At 71.9% G+C, this 22563-nt stretch carries 18 protein-coding genes, 1 rRNA gene and 1 pseudogene; 15 read left to right on the top strand and 5 right to left on the bottom strand.

Going from position 1 to position 22563, the window contains the following annotated elements; genetic code table 11:
- The 3 genes and pseudogenes from rrf to ACIQTP_RS07570 all read left to right on the top strand — a co-directional run.
- A 5S ribosomal RNA gene (gene rrf / locus ACIQTP_RS07560) occupies nucleotides 1-95 on the top strand; the annotation flags it as partial.
- Between the two features lie 571 nt (nucleotides 96-666).
- Nucleotides 667-1353: pseudogene (locus tag ACIQTP_RS07565) on the top strand (hypothetical protein); the annotation flags it as partial.
- Between the two features lie 177 nt (nucleotides 1354-1530).
- The gene (locus tag ACIQTP_RS07570; protein WP_403398111.1) at nucleotides 1531-2400 is read left to right on the top strand and encodes a hypothetical protein; all 870 of its coding nucleotides are present in this window, start codon (nucleotides 1531-1533) and stop codon (nucleotides 2398-2400) included.
- 92 nt (nucleotides 2401-2492) lie between these two features.
- Here ACIQTP_RS07570 and ACIQTP_RS07575 read toward each other — a convergent pair whose 3' ends face one another.
- Entirely contained in the window at nucleotides 2493-3785 is a 1293-nt protein-coding gene (locus tag ACIQTP_RS07575) for a DUF1015 domain-containing protein (protein WP_403397319.1), read from the bottom strand.
- Nucleotides 3786-3857: 72 nt separating this feature from the next.
- On the opposite strand from ACIQTP_RS07575, the gene ACIQTP_RS07580 reads away from it, so the two are divergent.
- From ACIQTP_RS07580 to ACIQTP_RS07595, 4 genes are all read left to right on the top strand, one after another.
- Nucleotides 3858-4886, top strand: a complete 1029-nt coding sequence (locus ACIQTP_RS07580) for an HAD hydrolase-like protein (protein WP_403397321.1) — start codon at nucleotides 3858-3860, stop codon at nucleotides 4884-4886.
- Between the two features lie 85 nt (nucleotides 4887-4971).
- The gene (locus ACIQTP_RS07585; protein ID WP_403397323.1) at nucleotides 4972-6015 is read left to right on the top strand and encodes a FecCD family ABC transporter permease; all 1044 of its coding nucleotides are present in this window, start codon (nucleotides 4972-4974) and stop codon (nucleotides 6013-6015) included.
- Nucleotides 6012-7055: a FecCD family ABC transporter permease gene (locus ACIQTP_RS07590; protein WP_403397325.1), complete on the top strand. Its 1044-nt coding sequence runs from the start codon at nucleotides 6012-6014 to the stop codon at nucleotides 7053-7055. The genes ACIQTP_RS07585 and ACIQTP_RS07590 overlap by 4 nt, the downstream gene beginning before the upstream one ends.
- Nucleotides 7052-7951 carry an ABC transporter ATP-binding protein gene (locus tag ACIQTP_RS07595; RefSeq protein ID WP_403397327.1) on the top strand — a complete coding sequence of 300 codons (900 nt, stop codon included), beginning with the start codon at nucleotides 7052-7054 and terminating at the stop codon, nucleotides 7949-7951. The genes ACIQTP_RS07590 and ACIQTP_RS07595 overlap by 4 nt, the downstream gene beginning before the upstream one ends.
- Here the strand turns inward: ACIQTP_RS07595 and ACIQTP_RS07600 are convergent.
- On the bottom strand, nucleotides 7935-8282 hold the full coding sequence (locus ACIQTP_RS07600; RefSeq protein WP_403397329.1) for an SCP2 sterol-binding domain-containing protein: 348 nt from the start codon (nucleotides 8280-8282) through the stop codon (nucleotides 7935-7937). The genes ACIQTP_RS07595 and ACIQTP_RS07600 overlap by 17 nt on opposite strands.
- 42 nt (nucleotides 8283-8324) lie before the next feature.
- Here ACIQTP_RS07600 and ACIQTP_RS07605 point away from each other — a divergent pair, with 42 nt between their 5' ends.
- The 6 genes from ACIQTP_RS07605 (at nucleotide 8325) to ACIQTP_RS07630 (ending at nucleotide 14477) form a co-directional block, all read left to right on the top strand.
- Entirely contained in the window at nucleotides 8325-8636 is a 312-nt protein-coding gene (locus ACIQTP_RS07605) for a hypothetical protein (RefSeq protein WP_403397331.1), read from the top strand.
- Nucleotides 8637-8643: 7 nt separating this feature from the next.
- Nucleotides 8644-9459 (top strand): TlyA family RNA methyltransferase, encoded by an 816-nt coding sequence (locus ACIQTP_RS07610; RefSeq protein ID WP_266415616.1) that lies wholly within the window; start codon nucleotides 8644-8646, stop codon nucleotides 9457-9459.
- Nucleotides 9456-10361 (top strand): NAD kinase, encoded by a 906-nt coding sequence (locus tag ACIQTP_RS07615; RefSeq protein WP_067364895.1) that lies wholly within the window; start codon nucleotides 9456-9458, stop codon nucleotides 10359-10361. Before ACIQTP_RS07610 ends, ACIQTP_RS07615 begins: the two co-directional genes overlap by 4 nt.
- A gap of 138 nt (nucleotides 10362-10499) precedes the next feature.
- Entirely contained in the window at nucleotides 10500-12218 is a 1719-nt protein-coding gene (recN, locus tag ACIQTP_RS07620) for a DNA repair protein RecN (RefSeq protein ID WP_403398114.1), read from the top strand.
- A gap of 147 nt (nucleotides 12219-12365) precedes the next feature.
- A complete protein-coding gene (locus ACIQTP_RS07625; protein ID WP_403397334.1) occupies nucleotides 12366-13109 on the top strand; it encodes a hypothetical protein in 744 nt (247 codons plus the stop codon).
- 231 nt (nucleotides 13110-13340) lie between these two features.
- The gene (locus ACIQTP_RS07630; protein ID WP_403397336.1) at nucleotides 13341-14477 is read left to right on the top strand and encodes a glycosyltransferase family 4 protein; all 1137 of its coding nucleotides are present in this window, start codon (nucleotides 13341-13343) and stop codon (nucleotides 14475-14477) included.
- 18 nt (nucleotides 14478-14495) lie between these two features.
- Here ACIQTP_RS07630 and ACIQTP_RS07635 read toward each other — a convergent pair whose 3' ends face one another.
- The 3 genes from ACIQTP_RS07635 to ACIQTP_RS07645 form a co-directional block, all read right to left on the bottom strand.
- The gene (locus ACIQTP_RS07635; RefSeq protein ID WP_403397339.1) at nucleotides 14496-16148 is read right to left on the bottom strand and encodes a PucR family transcriptional regulator; all 1653 of its coding nucleotides are present in this window, start codon (nucleotides 16146-16148) and stop codon (nucleotides 14496-14498) included.
- A gap of 57 nt (nucleotides 16149-16205) precedes the next feature.
- Nucleotides 16206-17543 (bottom strand): FAD-binding protein, encoded by a 1338-nt coding sequence (locus ACIQTP_RS07640; protein WP_403397341.1) that lies wholly within the window; start codon nucleotides 17541-17543, stop codon nucleotides 16206-16208.
- 297 nt (nucleotides 17544-17840) lie between these two features.
- A complete protein-coding gene (locus ACIQTP_RS07645) occupies nucleotides 17841-19643 on the bottom strand; it encodes a glycoside hydrolase family 15 protein (protein WP_168507782.1) in 1803 nt (600 codons plus the stop codon).
- A 496-nt stretch (nucleotides 19644-20139) separates the two neighbouring features.
- On the opposite strand from ACIQTP_RS07645, the gene ACIQTP_RS07650 reads away from it, so the two are divergent.
- Together ACIQTP_RS07650 and ACIQTP_RS07655 are read left to right on the top strand one after the other, a co-directional pair.
- Complete coding sequence (locus ACIQTP_RS07650; protein WP_402044215.1) at nucleotides 20140-21789, top strand: CTP synthase; 1650 nt, start codon at nucleotides 20140-20142, stop codon at nucleotides 21787-21789.
- Between the two features lie 86 nt (nucleotides 21790-21875).
- Nucleotides 21876-22502, top strand: a complete 627-nt coding sequence (locus tag ACIQTP_RS07655) for an NUDIX domain-containing protein (protein WP_403397343.1) — start codon at nucleotides 21876-21878, stop codon at nucleotides 22500-22502.
- Nucleotides 22503-22563 lie beyond the last annotated feature (61 nt).

Below are 22563 nucleotides of genomic sequence, written 5' to 3' on the forward strand. Positions count from 1 at the left end.
AAACGCCCGGTTACATTCCGAACCCGGAAGCTAAGCCTCACAGCGCCGATGGTACTGCAGGGGGGACCCTGTGGGAGAGTAGGACGCCGCCGAACAATTTTTGGAGGACCTCTGGTCCCAGCGACTCGCTGGGACCAGAGGTCCTTTTTTGTTTTTCCGAAGCGCGCCGGGTACCCGGCTGCGCGAGAATGACTTGCGGTACCGATGACAGGAGTCACCATGTCCACCAACTCTCCCGACGAGCGACCGGAGCGCGATCAGCGCCGCCGGGACAGTGGTGACCGCGGCGGCTACCGCGGGGGTCCGCGCCGCGACAACGACCGGCGTGACGAGCGCCCCGGTGGTACTCCGCGCCGCGACGACGACCGCGGTGGGTTCCGTCGTGACGACAACCGTGGTGGCGGCGGCTTCCGCCGCGATGACAACCGTCGTGACGACAGCCGTCGTGATGACAACCGGGGCGGCGGCGGTTTCCGTGGCCGTGACGACCGGCGTGAGGGCGACCGGGGCGGTCGCCCGCCGTTCCGCCGTGACGACCGACCCACCAGCGGCCCGCGTCGCGACGACCGTGACCGTGGGTTCCGTCGGGACGGGGACCGTCCGGCGTTCCGTCGTGACGACCGACCCAGCACTGGTCCGCGTCGTGACGACCGACCCAGCACTGGTCCGCGTCGCGATGACCGTCCCAGCAGCGGTCCGCGTCGCGACGACGACCGCGGTGGGTTCCGTCGGGACGACAACCGTGGTGGCAGCTTCCGGCGCGACGACCGCGGTGACTCCCGTCGGGACGACCGGCGTGACGATCGCCGGGGCGACGACCGCGGTGGTTTCCGTCGCGACGATCGCCGTGACGACCGTCGTGACAGCGGTGACCGCGGTGGCTTCCGCCGTGATGACCGCGGTGACTTCCGGCGCGACGACCGTCGGGGCGACGACCGTGGCGGGTTCCGTCGGGACGGGGACCGTCCGCCGTTCCGCCGTGACGACCGACCCAGCAGCGGCCCGCGTCGTGACGACCGACCCAGCACTGGTCCCCGTCGTGACGACGACCGCGGTGGTTTCCGTCGCGATGACCGCCGTGACGACCGTCGTGACAGCGGTGACCGCGGTGGCTTCCGCCGGGACGACCGTCGCGACGACCGACGTGACAGCGGCGACCGTGGCGGGTTCCGTCGGGACGACAACCGTGGTGGCAGCTTCCGGCGCGACGACCGCGGTGACTTCCGCCGTGATCACCGTCGTGAGGGCGACCGTCCGGCCTTCCGTCGCGACGACAGGCGGGACGACCGTCGCGATGACCGTCGTGACGACAGCCGTGGCGGCGGCTTCCGCGCCCGCGACGACCGGGGACGCGACGACCGAGGCCGCGACGACCGCGGACGTGGTGGCCCCCGTCGTGACGACCGGGGTGGCCGCCCCGGTGGCTCCGGTGGCTTCCGGGGCCGTGACGACCGTCGGGGCGACGACCGGCGCGGTGGCGGCTTCCGTGGCCGCGACGAGCGCGACCGGGACCGTGAGCCGATCAAGCGGCTGCCGATCCCCGATGACGTCACGGGCGAGGAGATCGACGCGGACGTACGGCAGGAGCTCCAGAGCCTGCCGAAGGGGCTTGCGGAGGACGTCTCCAGGAACCTGGTGATGGTCGCCCGGCTCATCGACGAGGACCCCGAGGGCGCGTACGCGTACTCGAAGATCGCCCTGCGGCTGGCGTCGCGTGTGGCCGCCGTACGTGAGGCGGCCGGGTTCGCCGCGTACGCGAACCAGAAGTACAGCGAGGCGCTCGCCGAGTTCCGGGCGGCGCGCCGTATGACCGGGAACGTGGACCTGTGGCCCGTCATGGCGGACTGTGAGCGCGGCCTGAGCCGGCCCGAGAAGGCGCTGGACATGGCGGGTGCGCCCGAGGTGCACAAGCTGGACAAGGCCGGTCAGGTCGAGATGCGGCTCGTGGCGGCCGGCGCCCGGCGCGACATGGGGCAGCTCGACGCCGCCATCGTGACGCTCCAGAGCCCGGAGCTCGCCTCGAACTCCGTACAGCCCTGGACGGCCCGACTGCGTTACGCCTACGCCGACGCGCTGCTGGCCGCCGGTCGTGAGGGCGAGGCGCGCGAGTGGTTCGCGAAGGCCGTCGAGTCCGACAAGGACGGCAGCACGGACGCCTCCGACCGGCTCGCCGAGCTGGACGGCGTCGAGTTCGTCGACGCGTTCATCGAGGACGAGGACGAGACCGAGGACGAGACTGAGGGCGAGATCGAGACCGCGGCGGACGCGGAGGCCGACACCGAGGTTGAGACCGAGGTCGACACCGAGGACGACGGTGAGGACGACATCGCCGAGGCCGAGCAGGCCAAGCCGGTCGTCGAGGCCGACGACGATGACGATGACGATGCTCCGCGCGGCTGACGTAGAGCGGTTGTCGTAGGACACGGGCGGCGGGATTCCGGAAGGGATCCCGCCGCCCGCGGCGTTTGTGCCCCTGTTCTCGCCGGGGTGGCTCAGAGAGGCAGTGCCCGCAGTACCAGCCCCGACGCCGGTTTCGGGCCGAACGACGTCGACTTGCGGGGCATCGTGACGCCCTGGCGGGCGAGGTCGCGTACGACCTCCTCGCGGACCGGGTGCATCAGGACGGCCGTACCGCCGTCGCGCTCCGCTTTCTCCACCGTGGCGGCCGTGTCGTGGATGTACGCGATGTGGGCGGGCGAGTCCTCGGGGATGCCCCAGATGCGGGCCAGGAGCGCGGCGTGCAGGACGGTCGCGTCCAGGGTGCGCCAGGCCTCGGGGCGGTCCGCCGGGATCGTACGGGCGAGGAGGTCCGGGGACGGGCGGTCGACCAGGTGGAACGAGCCGTCGCCCGCGAGGAGGAAGGCGTTGCCCTCGGCGGCGGCCGCGGCGAGGGCCTCCAGGGCCTCGGGGAGCGGAACGTCGAGGTGACGTACGCGGAACGAGTCCGCGAGGGCGCTCAGCGCCTCCGCGACCGGCAGCTTGTGCAGCAGGCGGTGGATCGCGCGGACCCGGAGCGGGTAGCGCGCGGTGTCCACCAGGAGCACGAGACCGTAGTCCCAGGGGCTGGGTGAGGGATGCTCGGCGCGTAGCCGCAGGTACGTCGCCCAGCGGTGGTGGCCGTCCGCGATGAGGGCCTGGTGCCGGCCGAGATCCGTCTGGATCTCGGCCAGGTCGGCCGGGTCGGTGATCGCCCACAGACGGTGGCTGAAACCGTCCTCCGTGGTCGTCGAGAGCAGCGGGTCGCCCTCCGCGGCGCGCTCGATGACGGCGGCCGTGCCGACCCGGGAGCCGTTGCCGCGGTAGGTCAGCAGGAGCGGTTCGAGGTTGGCCGAGGTGGCACGCATCAGGGCCGCGCGGTCCGCGATGATGTGCGGCATGACGTCCTCGTGCGGGAGGACGACGCCGGCGGACGGCTCCGACAGGCGCAGGGCGCCGATGATGCCGCGTTGCAGCATGCCGTCGTCGTGCTGCTCGTAGACGTACAGGCCCGGCTCGGGGTCGGCGGCCAGGACGCCTTCGGACACCCAGTCGTGCAGGGTGTCCGCCGCCTGGCGGTTGCGGGCGGTCGGGGTCGTGTCCTGGGGGAGGATCAGCCGGACGATGTTGTGCGGGTCGGCGGACTCGAGATGGAGCAGACCGTCCGGCCGGACGATGACGTCGTACGGCGGAGATGTCACGGCGGCGAGGCTGCCGACCCGGTCGGGGTCGTAGCGCAGGCCCCGGAACGGGGTCAGTTCGAGGCCGCTGCGCGCCGGGGTTTCCTCCGCGGGACCTGCATAGTTCATTGAGGCATCGTAAGTGTGCCGGCGCTGTGCGGGATGATCGGGGGAAAGAGATCGAACGAGGAGCGATGCGTAATGAGCCAGACCGTCAGGACGCGGCCCGAGGCCTGTGAACAGGCCCTGAGTGAGGCCTACGACACGGCTCTGCTCGACCTGGACGGCGTGGTGTACGCGGGCGGCAACGCGATCGCGCATGCCGTGGAGTCACTGGGCACCGCCCGCTCGGGAGGGCTGCACCTCGCGTATGTCACGAACAACGCGCTGCGTACACCCGATGCGGTGGCGGAGCATCTGAGTGAGCTCGGCATACCGACGGACGCCGATGACGTCATCACCTCGGCGCAGGCCGTGGCGCGGCTGATCAGCGAGCAGGTGCCCGCCGGTGCGCGGGTGCTGGTCATCGGCGGCGAGGGACTGCGGGTCGCGCTGCGCGAGCGCGGGCTCGAGCCGGTCGAGTCGGCGGACGACGACCCGGTGGCGGTCGTCCAGGGGTTCGGCGGTCCCGACCTGCCCTGGGGGCGCTTCGCGGAGGCGTCCTACGCCGTCGCGCGCGGGGTGCCGTGGTTCGCGTCCAACACCGACCTGACGATCCCGAGCGCGCGGGGGATCGCGCCGGGGAACGGGGCCGCGGTGGAGGTCGTACGCATCGCCACGGGCGCCGAGCCGCAGGTGGCGGGCAAACCGCTGCCCCCGATGCACCGCGAGACGATCCTGCGGACCGGGGCGAAGCGGCCGCTGGTGGTCGGCGACCGGCTGGACACGGACATCGAGGGCGCGTTCAACGGCGAGGTGGACTCGCTGCTCGTGCTCACCGGGGTGACGGACGGCGTGCAGCTCCTCGCCGCCCCGCCGCAGCACCGGCCGACGTATGTGGACGCCGATCTGCGCGGGCTGCTCACCGGGCAGCCGGAGGTCGTGGCGGAGGGCGACGGGTTTTGCTGCGGCGGCTGGACGGCGCAGGCCGGGAGCGAGCGTTTGGAGCTGGCGGGCGACGGTGAGGCGCTCGACGGGCTGCGGGCGCTGTGCGCGGCGGCGTGGACGGCCGCAGGGGACGGGACGTGCGAGCTGGACGGGGGGAAGGCGCTCGCGCGGCTGGGGCTCTGACGGCCGAGGGGCTCAGGGACTCCTCGGTGGTGGTGAGTAGTCACCGGGGATCGAAGCGTGAGCGAGGGTAGGCTAACCTAACTGCGTGTTGGTCGACAGTCCCCCCGAACAGCGCGCGGAGACAGCCCCCGCGCCCCCAAGCCGTCAGGCGATACGCGCCGTTGGGCTCCTCGCCTCCCTGGCCCTCCTGGTGCTCGTCGCGTTGGCGAGCATCGCGATCGGTGCGAAAGCGCTGCCGCTGGACCAGGTCTGGCACGGTCTGTTCCACGGCACGGGGACGTACTCCGACGTCGTGGTGGACGACCGGATCTCGCGTACCGTCCTCGGGCTGCTCGTCGGCGCCGCGCTCGGGCTGTCGGGTGCCGTCCTGCAGGCGCTCACCCGCAATCCGCTGGCCGATCCCGGACTGCTCGGCATCAACGCGGGCGCGTCCGCCGCGGTCGTCACCGCCATCACCTACCTCGGTGTGACGAGCCTGAGCGGCTATGTGTGGTTCGCCTTCTTCGGCGCGGCCGCGGTCGGGGCGCTGGTCTGGTTCCTGGGCGGCAGCCGCGGTGCCACTCCGGTGCGGCTCGCGCTCGCCGGCACGGCGATCAGCGCCGCGCTCTACGGCTATCTCCAGGCCGTGATGATCATGGACGACGCGGCGCTCGGCAAGATGCGCTTCTGGACGGTGGGTTCGCTGGCCTCGGCCACCGACTCCACCATCAAGCAGGTGCTGCCCTTCCTCGTGGTCGGCGCGGTCGTCGCGCTGGCGCTCGCCCGGCCGCTGAACGCCACGGCCATGGGCGACGACACCGCCCGCGCGCTCGGCGCCAACCTGAACCGCACCCGGGCGCTGTCCATGGCCGCCGCCACCGTGCTGTGCGGCGCCGCGACCGCCGCCTGCGGGCCGATCGTCTTCGTCGGGCTCATGGTCCCGCACGTGGTCCGCTCCTTCACCGGGCCCGACCTGCGCTGGATCCTGCCGTACGCGACCGTGCTGTCGCCCGTGCTGCTCCTCGGCGCCGATGTCGTGGGGCGGATGATCGCGCGGCCCGCGGAGCTGCAGGTCGGCATCGTCACCGCGGTCCTCGGCGGGCCGGTCTTCATCTATCTCGTACGACGGCGGAGGACGGCCCAGCTGTGACGACCACACGTACCCGAGCCGTGCGGACGCGCGGCGGCCTCTCCGTCCGGCTTGACGTCCGGGCGTTCACCGTCGTCGTACTGCTGCTGGTGGCCGCGCTCGCCGCGAGCGTGGTGCTGATCGGCACCGGCGACTTCCCGATCCCGGCCGTCGACGTCCTCAAGACGCTCGTCGGCAACGGGAGTGCGGGCCAGGAGTTCATCGTCAACGACCTGCGGCTGCCGCGGGTGCTCGTCGGCCTGCTGGTCGGGGCCTCGCTCGGGCTCGGCGGGGCGCTCTTCCAGTCCATCTCTCGCAACCCGCTGGGCAGCCCGGACGTCCTCGGCCTCGGCCAGGGATCGACGGCAGGGGCGCTCATCATGATCGTGCTGTTCTCGGGCAGCGCGGACCAGGTCGCGCTGGGAGCACTCGTCGGCGGTCTGCTGACCGGGCTCGCCATCTATCTGCTCGCCTGGAAGCGGGGCGTGCACGGATACCGACTGGTCCTGGTCGGTATCGGAGTCTCCGCGATCGTCACGGCGGTCAACGGCTATCTGCTCACCAAGGCGGACATCGTCGACGCGGCCCGTGCGGTCGTCTGGATGACCGGCTCTCTCAACGGCCGTGACTGGGCGCAGGTCTGGCCGCTGCTCGTCCTGTGCGCCGTCCTCGTCCCGCCCGTCCTCGCCAACGCGCGCGGGCTGCGCATGCTGGAGATGGGCGACGACGTGTCGTACGCCCTCGGAGTGCGCGTCGAGCGCGTACGACTGGTGCTGATGCTGGCCGCCGTGCTGCTCACCGCCGGTGCCACCGCCGCCGCGGGCCCGGTCGGCTTCGTGGCGCTCACCGCACCGCAGCTCGCCCGGCGGCTGACCCGCTCGCCGGGGCCGAACCTGGTGCCGTCGATGTGCATGGGCGCGACCCTGCTGATCGTCGCGGACTGGGCCTCGCAGCGGGCCTTCGGCGCCGATCAGCTGCCCGTCGGCGTGGTGACGGGGGTCCTGGGCGGGATCTATCTGCTGTGGCTGCTGGTCACCGAGCGCAAGGCGGGCCGGATATGAGCGCCACGGCGAACGAGAACGCTCAGGCGAACAAGAACATCCAGGCGAACAAGAACACCCGAAGGAGCACTGTGAACCGCCTGTCCGCCGACAACGTCACCCTCGGCTACGACCAGCGCGTCATCGCGGAGAAGCTGTCGGTGGAGATCCCCGACAACTCCTTCACCGTGATCGTCGGCCCGAACGCCTGCGGCAAGTCCACGCTGCTGCGTGCCCTGTCGCGGATGCTCAAGCCCTCCGAGGGACGGGTGCTGCTCGACGGGCAGGTCATCCAGTCGATGCCCGCGAAGAAGGTGGCCAGGACGCTCGGGCTGCTGCCGCAGTCGTCGATCGCGCCGGACGGGATCACGGTCGGCGACCTGGTCGGCCGGGGCCGCTATCCGCACCAGGGCCTGCTGCGTCAGTGGTCGACGCAGGACGAGCGGGTCGTACAGGAGTCGATGGCCTCGACCGGTGTCGCCGAACTGGCCGATCGCTATGTCGACGAACTGTCCGGCGGCCAGCGGCAGCGCGTGTGGATCGCGATGGCCCTCGCCCAGCAGACCCCGCTGCTGCTGCTCGACGAGCCGACGACCTACCTCGACATCCAGCACCAGATCGACGTGCTCGACCTGTGCGCCGAACTCCACGAGGAGCAGGGGCGCACCCTGGTCGCCGTGCTGCACGACCTCAATCACGCGGCCCGGTACGCCACCCACCTCATCGCCCTGCGCGAGGGCCGGGTCATCGCCGAGGGCGCGCCGAACGACATCGTCACGGCCGAACTGGTCGAGGAGGTCTTCGGGCTGCGCTGCCAGGTCATCGACGACCCGGAGACCGGGACGCCGCTGGTCGTGCCGGCGGCGCGGAAGGCCCGCGTGAAGGTGTCCGCCGGAGCCGCTAAAGAAGCTTCCTGAGGCGGAACAGGTCGAGCAGGGCCGCCTCCAGCCGCACCCGGCCCGAGCCCCAGGCCTTCGCGAAGTTCAGCTCCCCGTCGACCATGGCGACCAGGTCGTCGCCGGACATGGTGAGTCTGATCTGGGCTTTCTCGCGGGGCGGCCCCTGGAGGGTCTCGAGCACCTCGATCCGGCCGTCCTTGAGGCGACCGACGAAGGTGACGTCGAGCTCGGTGATACGACAGCTGAGCGAGCGGTCCAGGGCCGCCGCCTCGCGTACGTTCCCGTCGGCGCCCGCCATGTTGTCCGAGAGCTTGTCGAGTGCGCTGCGGCACTCCTCAATCGTGGCCATCGCGGTCGACGGTACCGCAGCGCTTCGGGGTAGCGTCGGGGCATGAACGAGTCAGTGCCGGAGGCCGGGACTCCGCAGGGCCCGATGTCGGAGCCGGAGGTTCCGGTCGAGGTCGAACCCGAACTCGAGTACGACCCCGCCGCCCCGGCCCCGCTGGACCTGGACCGCACCCCCACCGGGAACGCCGAGGTCGACGCCCAGCTCGAGCGGCTGGGCGACGCCGACCACCTCGCCACGGACGGACACGTCGAGGTGTACGAGGATGTACACCGGGGGCTGCGCGACGCGCTGACCGCGCTCGACGCCCGCCCGGGACCTCCGGTGCCCCCTACACCGTACGACCGCAGGAGCTGAACCCAACGTGGCAGGAGTGGCACGCCGCCGCCTCGACGCCGAGCTGGTCCGCCGGAAGCTCGCCCGCTCGCGCGAGCACGCCAGCCAGCTGATCGCCGCCGGCCGGGTGAGTGTCGGCAAGACCCTCGCGACCAAACCCGCCACCCAGGTGGAGACCGCGGCCGCGATCGTGGTCACCCAGGACGACAGCGACCCCGACTACGTCTCGCGCGGCGGGCACAAGCTCGCGGGCGCCCTGGCGGCCTTCGTACCCCAGGGACTGAAGGTCGGGGGGCGGCGGGCGCTGGACGCCGGAGCGTCCACCGGAGGCTTCACCGACGTACTGCTGCGCGCGGGCGCCTCCCATGTCGTCGCCGTCGACGTCGGCTACGGTCAACTCGCCTGGTCTCTGCAGAGCGATGAACGCGTCACCGTCAAGGACCGTACGAACGTACGCGAGTTGACGTTGGAGGCGATCGATGGGGAGCCCGTGGATCTTGTTGTCGGGGATCTGTCCTTCATCCCGCTCGGCCTGGTGCTGCCCGCCCTGGTGCGGTGCGCGGCGCCCGACGCCGATCTGGTGATGATGGTCAAGCCGCAGTTCGAGGTGGGGAAGGAACGGCTGGGCAGTGGTGGAGTCGTACGCAGTCCGGAACTGCGCGCCGAGGCGGTGCGCGGAGTGGCCCGGCGGGCCGCGGAGCTGGGGCTCGGGGTGAAGGGCGTGACCGCGAGTCCGCTGCCCGGACCCTCGGGCAATGTCGAGTACTTTCTGTGGCTGCGTGCCGGGGCACCCGAACTCGACCCGGCCGACGTTGACCGTGCAGTGGCGGAGGGGCCGCGTTGACAGAGACCCGAGCTCGTACTGTTTTCCTGCTGGCCCACACCGGGCGGCCGGCCGCGATCCGCAGCGCCGAACTCGTGGTCCAGGGGCTGCTGCGCTCCGGGATCGGGGTGCGCGTGCTGGAGGCGGAGGCGGCCGATCTGCCGCTGCCGCCCGAGGTGGAGCTGGTGAAGGAAGCCACTCCGCAGTGCCTCGACGGATGTGAACTGCTGATCGTGCTCGGTGGTGACGGCACACTGCTGCGCGGCGCCGAGTTCGCCCGCGCCTCCGGCGTGCCGATGCTCGGCGTCAACCTCGGCAGCGTCGGCTTCCTCGCGGAGGCCGAGCGTGACGACCTCGACAAGGTCGTCGACCGGGTGGTGACCAAGGCGTACGAGGTCGAGGAACGCATGACCGTCGACGTCGTCGTCCACCAGAACGGCGACATCGTGCACACCGACTGGGCGCTCAACGAGGCCGCCGTGCAGAAGGTCTCCGCGGAGAAGCTCCTCGAGGTCATCCTCGAGATCGACGGCCGGCCGGTCACCGGCTTCGGCTGCGACGGCATCGTCTGCGCGACCCCGACCGGGTCCACGGCGTACGCCTTCTCCGCCGGCGGACCCGTCGTCTGGCCCGAGGTCGAGGCGCTGCTCATGGTGCCGATCAGCGCGCACGCGCTGTTCGCCAAGCCGATGGTGACCTCGCCGAACTCGGTGCTCGCGGTGGAGGTGCTGCCGCACATTCCGCCCGGGGTGCTGTGGTGCGACGGGCGGCGGACGGTGGAGCTGCCGCCGGGGGCGCGGGTCGAGGTACGGCGGGGGGCCGTGCCGGTGCGGCTGGCCCGACTGCACCACGCCTCGTTCACCGACCGGCTGGTGGCCAAGTTCGCGCTGCCGGTTTCCGGCTGGCGCGGGGCGCCGCACTGACGCTCCCGTCAGGTCCACTCCCGTGGGTGACAAGGCACCGTTTGTAGGTGCTTGTCACCTGCGGGTTCGCGGCTGCGGGGCGGGGGCCGTCGCACATCCGTGGCTGGACCTCGTAAGGTCGTGTCCGTGTTGGAGGAGATGCGGATACGGTCGCTCGGAGTCATCGACGACGCGGTCGTCGAGCTGTCGCCAGGCTTCACCGCCGTGACCGGTGAGACCGGTGCGGGCAAGACGATGGTGGTCACCAGCCTCGGGCTGCTGCTCGGCGGGCGCGCGGACCCCGCCCTCGTACGGATCGGCGCCAAGAACGCCGTCGTGGAGGGGCGGATCACCGTACCCACGGGCGGTACGGCGATCGTACGGGCCGAGGAGGCGGGCGCCGAGCTCGACGACGGCGCGCTGCTGATCAGCCGTACCGTTTCGGCCGAGGGACGCTCACGGGCGCACCTGGGCGGCCGTTCCGTCCCGGTGGGCGTGCTCGCCGAGCTGGCCGACGAGCTGGTGGCCGTGCACGGGCAGACCGACCAGCAGGGGCTGCTCAAACTGTCCCGGCAGCGGCAGGCGCTCGACCGGTACGCCGGGGACGCGGTCGCCGTGCCGCTCGCCAAGTACGCGGGGGCCTACCGGCGGCTGCGGGCCGTCTCGGCCGAGCTGGACGAGATCACCACGCGCGCGCGTGAGCGGGCCCAGGAAGCCGACCTGCTGCGCTTCGGACTCGACGAGATCGCGGCGGTCGAGCCGCGCGCGGGCGAGGACGCGGAGCTCTCGGCGGAGGCGGAGCGGCTCGGGCACGCGGAGGCACTCGCGTCCGCCGCCACGGCCGCCCACGCCGCGCTCGCGGGCAACCCCGAGGACCCCGAGGGCATCGACGCGGCGACGCTCGTCGCGGGCGCGCACCGGGCCCTGGAGGCCGTACGGTCGCACGACGCCGCGCTCGCCGGGCTGTCCGGGCGGATCGGGGAGATCAACATCCTGCTGCGTGACGTGGCGGGGGAGCTGGCCGGGTACGCCGATGACCTCGACGCCGACCCCTTGCGGCTCGCGGCCGTGGAGGAGCGCCGGGCCGCGCTCACCCAGCTGACCCGGAAGTACGGCGAGGACATCGACGCCGTACTCGCGTGGGCCGAGCAGGGCGCCGCACGGCTTCTCGAACTCGACGGCGACGACGAGCGGATCGACGGGCTGACCGGCGAGCGGGACGCGTTGCGGGCCGAACTGGGCGGCCTTGCGCAGGCGCTGACGGACGCCCGGACCGAGGCCGCCGAACGGTTCGCCGCCGCCGTGACCGCCGAGCTGGCCTCGCTCGCCATGCCGCACGCGCGCGTGTCGTTCGAGATCCGGCAGAGCGACGACCCCGAGGGTGTGGAGCTCGGCGGGCGCACCGTCGCGTACGGGCCCGCGGGTGTGGACGAGGTCGAGCTGCTGCTCGCCCCGCATCCCGGGGCGCCGCCGCGGCCCATCGCCAAGGGGGCCTCCGGTGGTGAGCTCTCACGCGTGATGCTCGCGGTGGAGGTCGTCTTCGCGGGGACCGACCCGGTGCCGACGTATCTCTTCGACGAGGTCGACGCCGGTGTGGGTGGCAAGGCCGCGGTCGAGATCGGGCGGCGGTTGGCCAAGCTCGCCAAGAGCGCGCAGGTCGTCGTGGTGACTCATCTGCCGCAGGTCGCCGCGTTCGCCGACCGGCAGCTGCTGGTCGAGAAGACCAACGACGGATCCGTGACGCGCTCCGGGGTGAAGGTGCTCGAGGGGGAGGAGCGGATTCGGGAGCTGTCCCGGATGCTGGCGGGGCAGGAGGACTCGGAGACGGCCCGGGCGCATGCGGAGGAATTGCTGGCCACGGCTCGGGGTGACCGGTAGTTCCCCGCGTCCGCGGGCGGGGGCCGGCTTTTGGTTCGCTCCGCGACGGAGGCCTTGACCGCTCCGCGGTCTTCCCTTCGCCGCTCCGCGGCGGATTCCCCGCCCACCCACACCTTTGCCCGCTCCGCGGGCCCCTGGAGTTGTCGCATGATCAGCGTCTTCGGTACCGCCGTCGCCGTCACCCGCGCCGGCATCGCAGGCCTGCGAGCCAAGGCCCCCGGCGCCCCGGAGCGCTGGCAGCGCACGAACTACGCCGGGCGCACCGTCGAGCTGTACGCCGGCCCCGCCACCGCCCTCGGAGCGGCGCTCGCGACCGCGCGCGTCCACCGCGGAGCCGGGGCCGCGGTCCTGGTCGCCGGGGCGTGCGGCGCATACGACGACGTGGTCGGGGCGGGGGACCCGCGCCGGGGGTTCCGGGCGCATCTGGGGGCGCTGAGGGACGGGGAGGTGACCAGTGGGGCGGTCAAGCTGTTCGGGATCTCGGCCGCGGGGCTGGTGGCGGGGGCGCTGCTCAAGGAGCGGCCTCTGGACAAGCTGCTCGCGGGGGTCGTGATCGCCGGGAGCGCGCACTTCGTCAACCTCGTGGATGTCCGGCCGGGGCGGGCCGCCGGTGCGGTGCTCGCGCTGGGGGCCCCGGGGGTGCTGCGGGGCGGGCCCGCCGGACGGCTGTCGGCCGCGGCGATGGGTGCGGCGGCGGCCGTGTTCCCCGACGACCTCGGCGAGCGCGCGATGATCGGCGACACCGGGGCCCACGCGCTCGGCGCCGCGCTGGGCAGCGCGATCGTCGCGGGCAACGGGCGGGCCGGGCTCCTCGCCCACGCCGCGGCGCTGGTGGCCGCGACCGTGTACGGGGACAAGGTCAGCGAGGCGGTCGCGCGACCGCTGGGGTGAGGGCCGGGCAACCCGTCGCGAAGACACGCGACTTGTCACTCTTGTGGGTGACAGGTGTCGTCGAGTTGGGCGCTGCGCCGCGAGGCTTGCTCCGATGGCGGTCCCGGAACACCCGTACGGCCTGGCATCCTTGGCGTTGTACGCGGAGCACGACGTGCGGTACACCCCCCTCTGCCTTTCCTCTGTACGTTCTCCGTGCCCGTCCGACGCCGAACCAGGAGCCCCGGCCACGTGAGCCACGTGAGCAGCCACTCACCGCACGGTCAGTCGCCGCTGCGCACCGTGCAGGTGCTCGGCGGCAAAAGCGCGGGCAGCAGCGCGCATGTGCGGTCGCTGGCCTCGGGGCTCGTCGCCCGGGGCGTGCGGGTCACCGTGTGCGCACCCGCCGAGGCCGACCTCGCGTACGGGTTCAGTGGCGTGGGCGCCCAGCACGTTCCCGTGCCGCGCAGCAGCGATCCGGCCGCCGTGGCCGCACTGCGGGCGGCCTGTGAGGACGCCGACCTCGTGCACGCGCACGGGCTGCACGCAGCGCTCCGGGCCGCGCTCGCGCTCAGCGGGCGGCGCACCCCGCTCGTCGTCACCTGGCACACCCGTTCGCACGCGGAGGGGGCGCGGGCACATCTGCTGCGGCTGCTGGAGCGACGGGTCGCCAGGGCCGCGGCGGTGGTGCTGGGCTCCTCGTCCGATCTCGTGGACCGCGCCCGCAGGCGCGGGGCGCGGGACGCCCGGCTCGCGGCCGTCGCGTTCCCGACGCCACGCAAGGCCGTCGAGTACGGGGACCCCGACCGGCTGCGCCACAAGGCACGGGCCGAACTCGGCGCCACCGAACGCCCGTTGCTCATGGCCGTCGGCTCTCTCGACCGGCACCGCGGATACGACACCTTGCTGGACGCCTCGCGCGCGTGGCGCTCGCTCGACCCCGTGCCGCTCCTGGTGATCGCCGGGGAGGGGCCGCTGCGGGCGGCCCTCCAGCGGCGGATCGAGGACGAGGAGCTGCCGGTGCGGCTCGTCGGGCGGCGCGACGACGTCTCCGAGCTGCTCCTGGCCTCCGATCTCGCGGTGCTGCCGAGCGGTTGGGAGTCCCGTTCCGTGCTCGCCCAGGAGGCCCTGCACGCGCGCGTGCCGCTCGTCGCGACCGCCGTCGGCGGCATCCCCGAACTGGTCGGCGACGCGGCCGAACTCGTCCCGTGCGCGGACGCCGACGCGCTCGCCGAGGCCGTCGTGCGGCTGCTCGCGGACGACGATCGCCGGGAGTTGCTCAAGGAGCGGGGGGTGCGGCAGGCCACGACCTGGCCGACCGAGGACGAGACCGTGGCCCAAGTGCTGAGCGTCTACGACGAGTTGACCCAGACGAGGCCCCTTGCCTAGGCCCTGTCGTCCAGTGGCTCAGGGCACGTGCCGTCGTGCTCGCAGTGCCAGGCTCAACGCCAGTACCGTCTGCGGGTCGTCCAGGTCCGTGCCCAGCAACTCCCCGATCCGGGCGAGGCGGTTGTAGAGGGTCTGGCGGTTCAGGTGCAGCTCGCGGGCCGTCTCCGCCTTGCGGCCCGCGTGCGCCAAGTACGTCTCCAGGGTGGGCAGCAGCGGCGGCTTGGAGCGGAGGTCGTGGTCGCGGAGGGGGCCGATGGCGCGGTCCACGAAGGCCGCAAGGTCCGGATGGTCGCGCAGCCGCCACAGGAGCAGGTCGGTGTCGAGGCGGCGGGCGTCGTACCAGGGGCGGTCCGTCAGGCCCTGCGCGGCCGTCGCCGTCTCCGCCGCGTGCCGCAGGCCCGCCGAGGCCGCCGCCCAGCCGCCCGCGACCCCGACCACCACCACGGGCGGCTGTGCCCCGGGCCGCTGCATGCCCGCGCGTTCCACGCCCGCCCTGAGAGCCGCCGCGACCCGGTCCGCGACCGCCGCGCGCTCGGACTCCGAACGCAGGCCCAGCAGCAGGGGGACGCGGCCCTCCACCGGGCGTACGCCCAAGAGGACCGGCACTCCCACCGAGGCCAGCTCCTCCGCGACCGCGCGCGCCAGGACGGCCCAGCCGCCGCCGGGGGAGGGGCCGTCGGCGAGCCGCATCACGACCGGCAGGAGCGGGTTGTTGCCGGGTTTGAAGCCGAGCACGCGGGCCTGTGCGGGGGCGTCCTCGGCGGCGATACGGCCCTCCGCGAGGTCGGTGAGGAAGTCGCCGCGTCCGCGTGCCGCGAGCTCCTCCTCCTGGCGGGCCTGCATGAGGACGACGGCCAGGATGCCCGCGGCCTGCTCCGCGGCGATCCGGTGGACCGGGGCGACCGGGGCGCCGACGGGCAGGAGGACCAGCCGGGCGCGTACCGAACCGGTGCCGGGGCCGCCGCCCGGCACGTCGACGAGGGTCGTCCCGGCGGGCGGCTCCTCCTTGTGCTGGCCGCGCATCCCCTCCCACACCTGGAGCGGATCGGCGCCGGCTGAGCCGGCCCCCGCGGCGTACAGGAGCTGTCCGTCCGCGGTCTCCAGGAAGACGGGGTTGCCGCTGAAGTCCGCGAGGATGCCGAGGACCTGGGGTATGCCCCCGCCGCCGAGGAGGGCCTCGGTACAGCGCCGGTGCACCTCCTCGGCCCGCTGCAGCAGTGCGTAGTGGCCGTTGACGATCTCGGTGTGGATCTCCTCCGTGACCGCCACGAAGGGCACCTCGCGGTGCAGCTGGACCAGGGGGAGACCGGCGGAGCGGGCCGTTTCCACGAGGGCCGAGGGCAGCCGGGTGAAGCGCGGGCCGAGCTCCACGACGAGTGCCGCGATACCGCGCTCCGCGAGGGTGCGGACGAACGCGCGCTGGTCGGCGGGGCGGGTGCCGAGGCCGTAGCCCGTGGTCAGGAGCAGTTCGCCGCCCTTGAGGAGCGAGGCGATGTTCGGGACCTCGCCCGCGTGCACCCAGCGCACGGTGCGGCCCAGCCGGTCGGCGCCCGCGAGGATCTCCGGCAGCCCGCTGCGCAGCCCGGGCAGCTCCAGCGCCCGCTGCACGGTGATTCCGGCGCCCTGGGTGTCGTATCGACTGTCCACATGGCTGTCCAAACGGCTGTCCATGCAGCGGACGCTACCTGGGGAGGCCTCCCGGAGGCATGTCCGAGGCCGGGGCGTTCGCTACCGGGGCAGGATGTTGTGGTTGAAGCGGAAGACGTTGTCCGGGTCGTACGCGGCCTTCACCGCGGCCAGCCGTCGGATGTTCCCGGCGCCGAGGCCGGCCATCACGCGGTCCGCTCCCTCGTCGCCGACGAGGTTGAGGCAGACCGCGCCGGTGCTCCACGGCCGGAAGGCGGCGCGCACGTCCTCGACCCACTGGAGGCAGCGCTCGTCGTCGGCCGGGTCCTCCCACATCCCGAAGGGGTGCACGGTCCACCGGGCGTCCCGGAACGGCACCGGGAAGCGCTCCGGGCCGGAGGCGATCGCGCCGCCCTGCGGGAACAGCGAGTGCCGGGTGGCCGTGGGCATGGGCATGGCGTTCGCCAGCCCGCAGAAGACGTCCACGGCCTCGTCGGGCAGGCCGGTCAGGGACTCCGCGGAACTGTGGTTCCTCAGGCCCGGCGGGCTGTCCAGGATGCGCTGGAAGGCGGCGTAGGGGAGGGGGGTGAGGATCTCGGCCTCGTGGGGCAGCGCCAGCAGCGGCCGGGCGAGTCTGCGGAGGTCCTGTTCGGCTCCCGCGTACGTCAGGAGCGCGTCGACCAGCTGTGTGTGGAAGATGCCGCCGCCCGTCTCCGGCGGGGCGGCCTCGATGATCTCGCGGTAGGTGCGGACCACGTCCGGGCCGGTCTCCGGGCGGTACGTCAGCAGGGCGATCGAGAAATCCGGCAGCGGGTGCAGTCTCAGGGTCAGTGCGGTGGCGACGCCGAAGTTGCCGCCACCGCCGTGCAGGGCCCAGAAGAGTTCCGGGTTCTCGTGTTCGGTGGCCTGGATCTGCGAGCCGTCGGGCGTGACCAGTTCGACGCCGAGCAGGTTGTCGACGGCGAGGCCGAAGGCGCGGTCGAGCCAGCCGGTGCCGCCGCCGAGGGCGAAGCCGGCGACGCCGGTGGTCGAGTTCCGGGCGCCGGTGGTGGCCAGACCGTGGGGCCGGGTGGCGTGGTCGAGGTGGCTCATGAGGGCGCCGCCCTCGACCCGTACCGTCCGGGAGCCGGGGTGGACGGTCACCGTGTGCATCCGGCGCAGGTCGATGACCAGGCCGTTGTCGTTGAGCGACATCCCGGCCGGGCTGTGGCCGCCGGCTCGGATCGCGATGTGGAGGTCCAGGTCCCGGGCGAAGCGGACGCAATGGACTACGTCCGCCTTGGTCGCACACTGGGCGATCACTGCGGGGTGGCGATCGATCAGGCTGTTGAAGACCTTGCGGGCGTTGTCGTAGCCGGGGTCTTCTGGCCTGAAAGCGTCGCCGGTCAGGTCCGCGCGTAGGGCGGCGAGGCGGGTGTGGGCCTTTGCGAAGGGGGACATCGCAGGTGCCCCCTTTCTGCGGGGGACAGGGCTGCTTTCAGCCTAGGGGTTGTGACCGGTGGGATTTGGGCCGCGGGCTCGACGGGGGCTGGCCGCCCAGTTCCCCGCGCCCCTGAAGGCCGCTGCCCGCGACCCCTGGAGAAAGCAGCGGCCCGTGTCCCTGAAGAAGGGCGGTTGCGCGCGACCGCCCGCCGGAAGTTTCCCGCGTCCTCCTGCTGAAAGCTGCTCGCGGCCTCACGCCGGAAGTTGCCCGCGACTCCCCCCGATAGGGGAGCGCGGGCTGCTCTCGCGCTCGTGTCAGCCGCCGTACGCCCCGCTCGCCGTCAGCCTCAGGGCCGTGTCGATGAGGGGCACGTGGCTGAAGGCCTGGGGGAAGTTGCCCACCTGGCGCTGGAGGCGGGGGTCCCATTCCTCGGCCAGGAGGCCCAGGTCGTTGCGGAGGGCCAGGAGCCTCTCGAAGAGCTTGCGGGCCTCGTCGACGCGGCCGATCATCGCCAGGTCGTCCGCCATCCAGAAGGAGCAGGCCAGGAAGGCCCCCTCGTCGCCCTCGAGGCCGTCCACGCCCGCGTCCTCGCCGGTGGTCGGGTAGCGCAGGATGAAGCCGTCCGAGGTGGACAGCTCGCGCTGGATCGCCTCGATGGTGCCGATCACGCGCTTGTCGTCCGGGGGGAGGAAGCCCATCTGCGGGATGAGGAGCAGCGAGGCGTCCAGTTCCTTGGAGCCGTACGACTGCGTGAAGGTGTTGCGCTCCTTGTCGTAGCCCTTCTCGCACACGTCCCGGTGGATGTCGTCGCGCAGTTCGCGCCACTTCTCCAGCGGGCCGTCCGCGTCACCGGACTCGATGAGCTTGATCGTGCGGTCGACGGCGACCCAGGCCATCACCTTGGAGTGCACGAAGTGGCGGCGCGGGCCGCGGACCTCCCAGATGCCCTCGTCCGGCTGGTCCCAGTGGTCCTCCAGGTAGCGGATCAGCTTCAACTGGAGGAGCGAGGCGTAGTCGTTGCGGGACAGGCCCGTCATGTGGGCCAGGTGCAGGGCCTCGATGACCTCGCCGTAGACGTCCAGCTGAAGCTGGTGCGCGGCGCCGTTGCCGACCCGTACGGGCCCCGAGTTCTCGTATCCGGGCAGCCAGTCGAGCTCCGCCTCGCCCAACTCCCGCTCGCCCGCGATGCCGTACATGATCTGCAGGTTCTCCGGGTCGCCGGCCACGGCGCGCAGCAGCCATTCACGCCAGGCGCGGGCTTCCTCGCGGTAGCCGGTGCGCAGGAGGGAGGAGAGGGTGATCGCCGCGTCGCGCAGCCAGGTGTAGCGGTAGTCCCAGTTGCGTACGCCGCCGATCTCCTCCGGGAGGGAGGTGGTGGGCGCGGCGACGATGCCGCCCGTGGGGGCGTACGTCAGGGCCTTGAGGGTGATCAGGGAGCGGACGACGGCCTCGCGGTAGGGGCCGTGGTACGTGCACTGATCGACCCAGTCGCGCCAGAAGTCCTCGGTGGCCTCCAGGGCCTGCTCCGGCTCGGGCAGCGCGGGGGGCTTCTTGTGTGAGGGTTCCCACGAGATGGTGAACGCGATCCGGTCACCGGGTGCCACCGTGAAGTCCGCGTACGTGGTCAGCGCCTTGCCGTACGTCTCGCAGGCGGTGTCGAACCACACCGAGTCGGGTCCGGCGACGGCGACCGTGCGCCCCTCGTGCTTGTGCACCCAGGGCACGACACGGCCGTACGAGAAACGCATCCGCAGCGCGGAGCGCATCGGGACCCGGCCCGTGACGCCTTCCACGATCCGGATCAGCTGGGGTGCGCCGTCGCGCGGCGGCATGAAATCGGTCACTCGGACCGTGCCGCGTGGGGTGTCCCACTCGGATTCCAGGATCAGCGAGTCGCCGCGGTACGAGCGGCGCGCCGCCGTCGGCGGTTCGGCGTCGGCCGCGTGGGCGGGCCCGAGCCGCCAGAATCCGTGTTCCTCCGTGCCGAGCAGTCCCGCGAAGATGGCATGGGAGTCGAAGCGGGGCAGGCACAGCCAGTCCACTGTGCCGTCCCGGCAGACCAGTGCTGCGGTCTGCATGTCTCCGATGAGTGCGTAGTCCTCGATGCGCCCGGCCACGTGCATCTCCAGTCGAACGGCCACGTCGCCCCCGAGGGGCGGTCGCTCTGCGGTCAGGGAACAGGAACGTTAAAACGTTAGAAGATTGAACGTTAGAACGTTGGTAAAGCGTCGTTGCGGAACGTCAATTATCGGTGCGATTGTCGTTGCGAAACGAACTGACGAGCTCTCGTGGTTCCGGGATACGGGCGGGGATGGTGCCGTGTGCCGGCCGGACTCGGCAGCGAGTGTCCGAGCAGGATACGACGCACGTGGGTGATCCGCGTGCCGCTCCAGGCAACCCGACTGGTCCGATCGAGTGAGCGCTGTGTGTGGTCTGTGCCGATGTGTGTGCGGAGTGTGGCCGGAAGCAGCCTCTCCGGGTCGCTGATACCCTGGTAGCCCGTGGACCGGTGGGCAAGAAACCCCCGAACCGCAGCGACGGCACCTCCGGAAATCTTCGGACACCACGCCGGTACGCACCCCAGACCGCGACCACGGGAGCCCCCTCTTGGCCATGCCGCCCAAATCCACGACGACCAAGCACATCTTCGTCACCGGGGGTGTCGCCTCCTCCCTCGGTAAGGGCCTGACCGCCTCCAGCCTGGGTGCGCTGCTCAAGGCGCGGGGCCTGCGGGTCACCATGCAGAAACTCGACCCCTACCTGAACGTCGACCCGGGCACCATGAACCCGTTCCAGCACGGTGAGGTGTTCGTCACCAACGACGGCGCCGAGACCGACCTGGACATCGGACACTACGAGCGCTTCCTCGACGTTGACTTGGACGGCTCCGCCAATGTCACTACAGGACAGGTGTACTCGACGGTCATCGCCAAGGAGCGGCGTGGCGAGTACCTGGGCGACACCGTGCAGGTCATCCCGCACATCACCAACGAGATCAAGCACCGCATCCGGCGTATGGCGACCGACGACGTCGACGTCGTCATCACCGAGGTCGGCGGCACGGTCGGCGACATCGAGTCGCTGCCCTTCCTGGAGACCGTCCGCCAGGTCCGGCACGAGGTCGGCCGGGACAACGTGTTCGTGGTCCACATCTCGCTGCTGCCGTACATCGGCCCCTCCGGGGAGCTGAAGACCAAGCCGACCCAGCACTCGGTCGCGGCTCTCAGGAACATCGGTATCCAGCCGGACGCGATCGTGCTGCGCGCCGACCGTGAGGTGCCCACCGCCATCAAGCGCAAGATCTCGCTGATGTGCGACGTCGACGAGGCGGCCGTGGTCGCGGCCATCGACGCCAAGTCGATCTACGACATCCCGAAGGTGCTGCACACCGAGGGCCTGGACGCCTACGTCGTGCGCAAGCTGGACCTGCCCTTCCGCGATGTGGACTGGACGACCTGGGACGATCTGCTCGACCGCGTCCACAACCCGCTCCACGAGATCAACCTCGCGCTCGTCGGCAAGTACATCGACCTGCCCGACGCCTACCTCTCGGTCACCGAGGCGCTGCGGGCCGGCGGCTTCGCCAACAAGGCCCGTGTGAAGATCAAGTGGGTCACCTCGGACGACTGCAAGACTCCGGCGGGCGCCGCGAAGCAGCTCGGCGACGTCGACGCGATCTGCATCCCCGGCGGCTTCGGCGACCGTGGCGTGTCGGGCAAGGTCGGCGCGATCCAGTACGCCCGCGAGCACAAGATCCCGCTGCTCGGCCTCTGTCTCGGCCTGCAGTGCATCGTGATCGAGGCCGCGCGCAACCTGGCCGGCATCCCGGACGCCAACTCCACCGAGTTCGACTCCGCCACCGCCCACCCGGTCATCTCCACGATGGCCGAGCAGCTCGACATCGTGGCGGGCGAGGGCGACATGGGCGGAACGATGCGCCTGGGCATGTATCCGGCCAAGCTCGCCGAGGGCTCCATCGCGCGCGAGGTGTACGACGGCAAGGAGTACGTCGAGGAGCGTCACCGTCACCGCTACGAGGTGAACAACGCCTACCGCGGCGAGCTGGAGAAGAAGGCCGGTCTGCAGTTCTCCGGCACCTCCCCGGACGGCAAGCTCGTGGAGTACGTCGAGTACCCGCGCGAGGTGCACCCCTACCTGGTCGCGACCCAGGCGCACCCCGAGCTGCGCTCCCGCCCGACCCGCCCGCACCCGCTCTTCGCGGGCCTGGTCAAGGCCGCCGTCGAGCGCAAGACGGGCAAGTAGCACAAGGGCTGTACGGTGGCCGGGGTACGCGTCTTTTGGGACACGTGCCCCGGTTTTCGTTCGGTGCCTAGGAGGAACAGGGCGACATGACGATCAAGGACATCCCCGAGGAGTGGGAAGTCAGGGCCACCGCGACTCCCTTCGTCGGCAACAAGACGTCCGTCCGCACCGACGACGTGGTCATGCCGGACGGATCGGTCGCCCGCCGCGACTACCAGGTCCACCCCGGCTCCGTGGCCGTCCTCGCCCTCGACGACCAGGACCGCGCGGTGGTGCTGCGCCAGTACCGGCACCCCGTGCGCCACAAGCTGTGGGAGATCCCGGCCGGACTTCTCGACGTCCCCGGTGAGAACCCGCTGCACGCCGCCCAGCGCGAGCTGTACGAGGAGGCGCACGTCAAGGCCGAGGACTGGCGTGTGCTGACCGACGTCTACACCACCCCGGGCGGCTGCTCCGAGGCCGTGCGGATCTTCCTCGCCCGCGAACTCGCGGAGGCCGAGGGGGAGCGCTTCGAGGTCGAGGACGAAGAGGCCGACATGGAGCTGGCCCGGGTCCCCGTCGGCGAACTCGTGCGTGGGGTGCTCGCCGGAGAGCTGCACAACAACTGTCTCGTCGTGGGCGTCCTCGCCCTGATCGCCGCTCGCGGCGGCGACGGACTCGACGCGCTGCGCCCGGCCGAGGCGCCCTGGCCGGCCCGCCCCTTCGAGTCCTGACGCACCCCGGACGCTCCTCGCCCACCATCGGACAGCGTCAGTCCTACGATCGGCTGATCCG

The sequence above is a fragment of the Streptomyces sp. NPDC090798 genome, from assembly GCF_044768965.1.
In the GTDB taxonomy this organism is placed as follows: Bacteria; Actinomycetota; Actinomycetes; order Streptomycetales; family Streptomycetaceae; genus Streptomyces.

Coding starts and splice junctions, on each gene's coding strand:
- ACIQTP_RS07575 (WP_403397319.1), bottom strand. CDS start 3,785: ATGAACTATGCAGGTCCCGCGGAGGAAACCCCGGCGCGCAGCGGCCTC.
- ACIQTP_RS07580 (WP_403397321.1), top strand. CDS start 3,858: ATGAGCCAGACCGTCAGGACGCGGCCCGAGGCCTGTGAACAGGCCCTG.
- ACIQTP_RS07595 (WP_403397327.1), top strand. CDS start 7,052: ATGAGCGCCACGGCGAACGAGAACGCTCAGGCGAACAAGAACATCCAG.
- ACIQTP_RS07600 (WP_403397329.1), bottom strand. CDS start 8,282: ATGGCCACGATTGAGGAGTGCCGCAGCGCACTCGACAAGCTCTCGGAC.
- ACIQTP_RS07605 (WP_403397331.1), top strand. CDS start 8,325: ATGAACGAGTCAGTGCCGGAGGCCGGGACTCCGCAGGGCCCGATGTCG.
- recN (WP_403398114.1), top strand. CDS start 10,500: ATGCGGATACGGTCGCTCGGAGTCATCGACGACGCGGTCGTCGAGCTG.
- ACIQTP_RS07625 (WP_403397334.1), top strand. CDS start 12,366: ATGATCAGCGTCTTCGGTACCGCCGTCGCCGTCACCCGCGCCGGCATC.
- ACIQTP_RS07635 (WP_403397339.1), bottom strand. CDS start 16,148: ATGGACAGCCGTTTGGACAGCCATGTGGACAGTCGATACGACACCCAG.
- ACIQTP_RS07640 (WP_403397341.1), bottom strand. CDS start 17,543: ATGTCCCCCTTCGCAAAGGCCCACACCCGCCTCGCCGCCCTACGCGCG.
- ACIQTP_RS07650 (WP_402044215.1), top strand. CDS start 20,140: ATGCCGCCCAAATCCACGACGACCAAGCACATCTTCGTCACCGGGGGT.
- ACIQTP_RS07655 (WP_403397343.1), top strand. CDS start 21,876: ATGACGATCAAGGACATCCCCGAGGAGTGGGAAGTCAGGGCCACCGCG.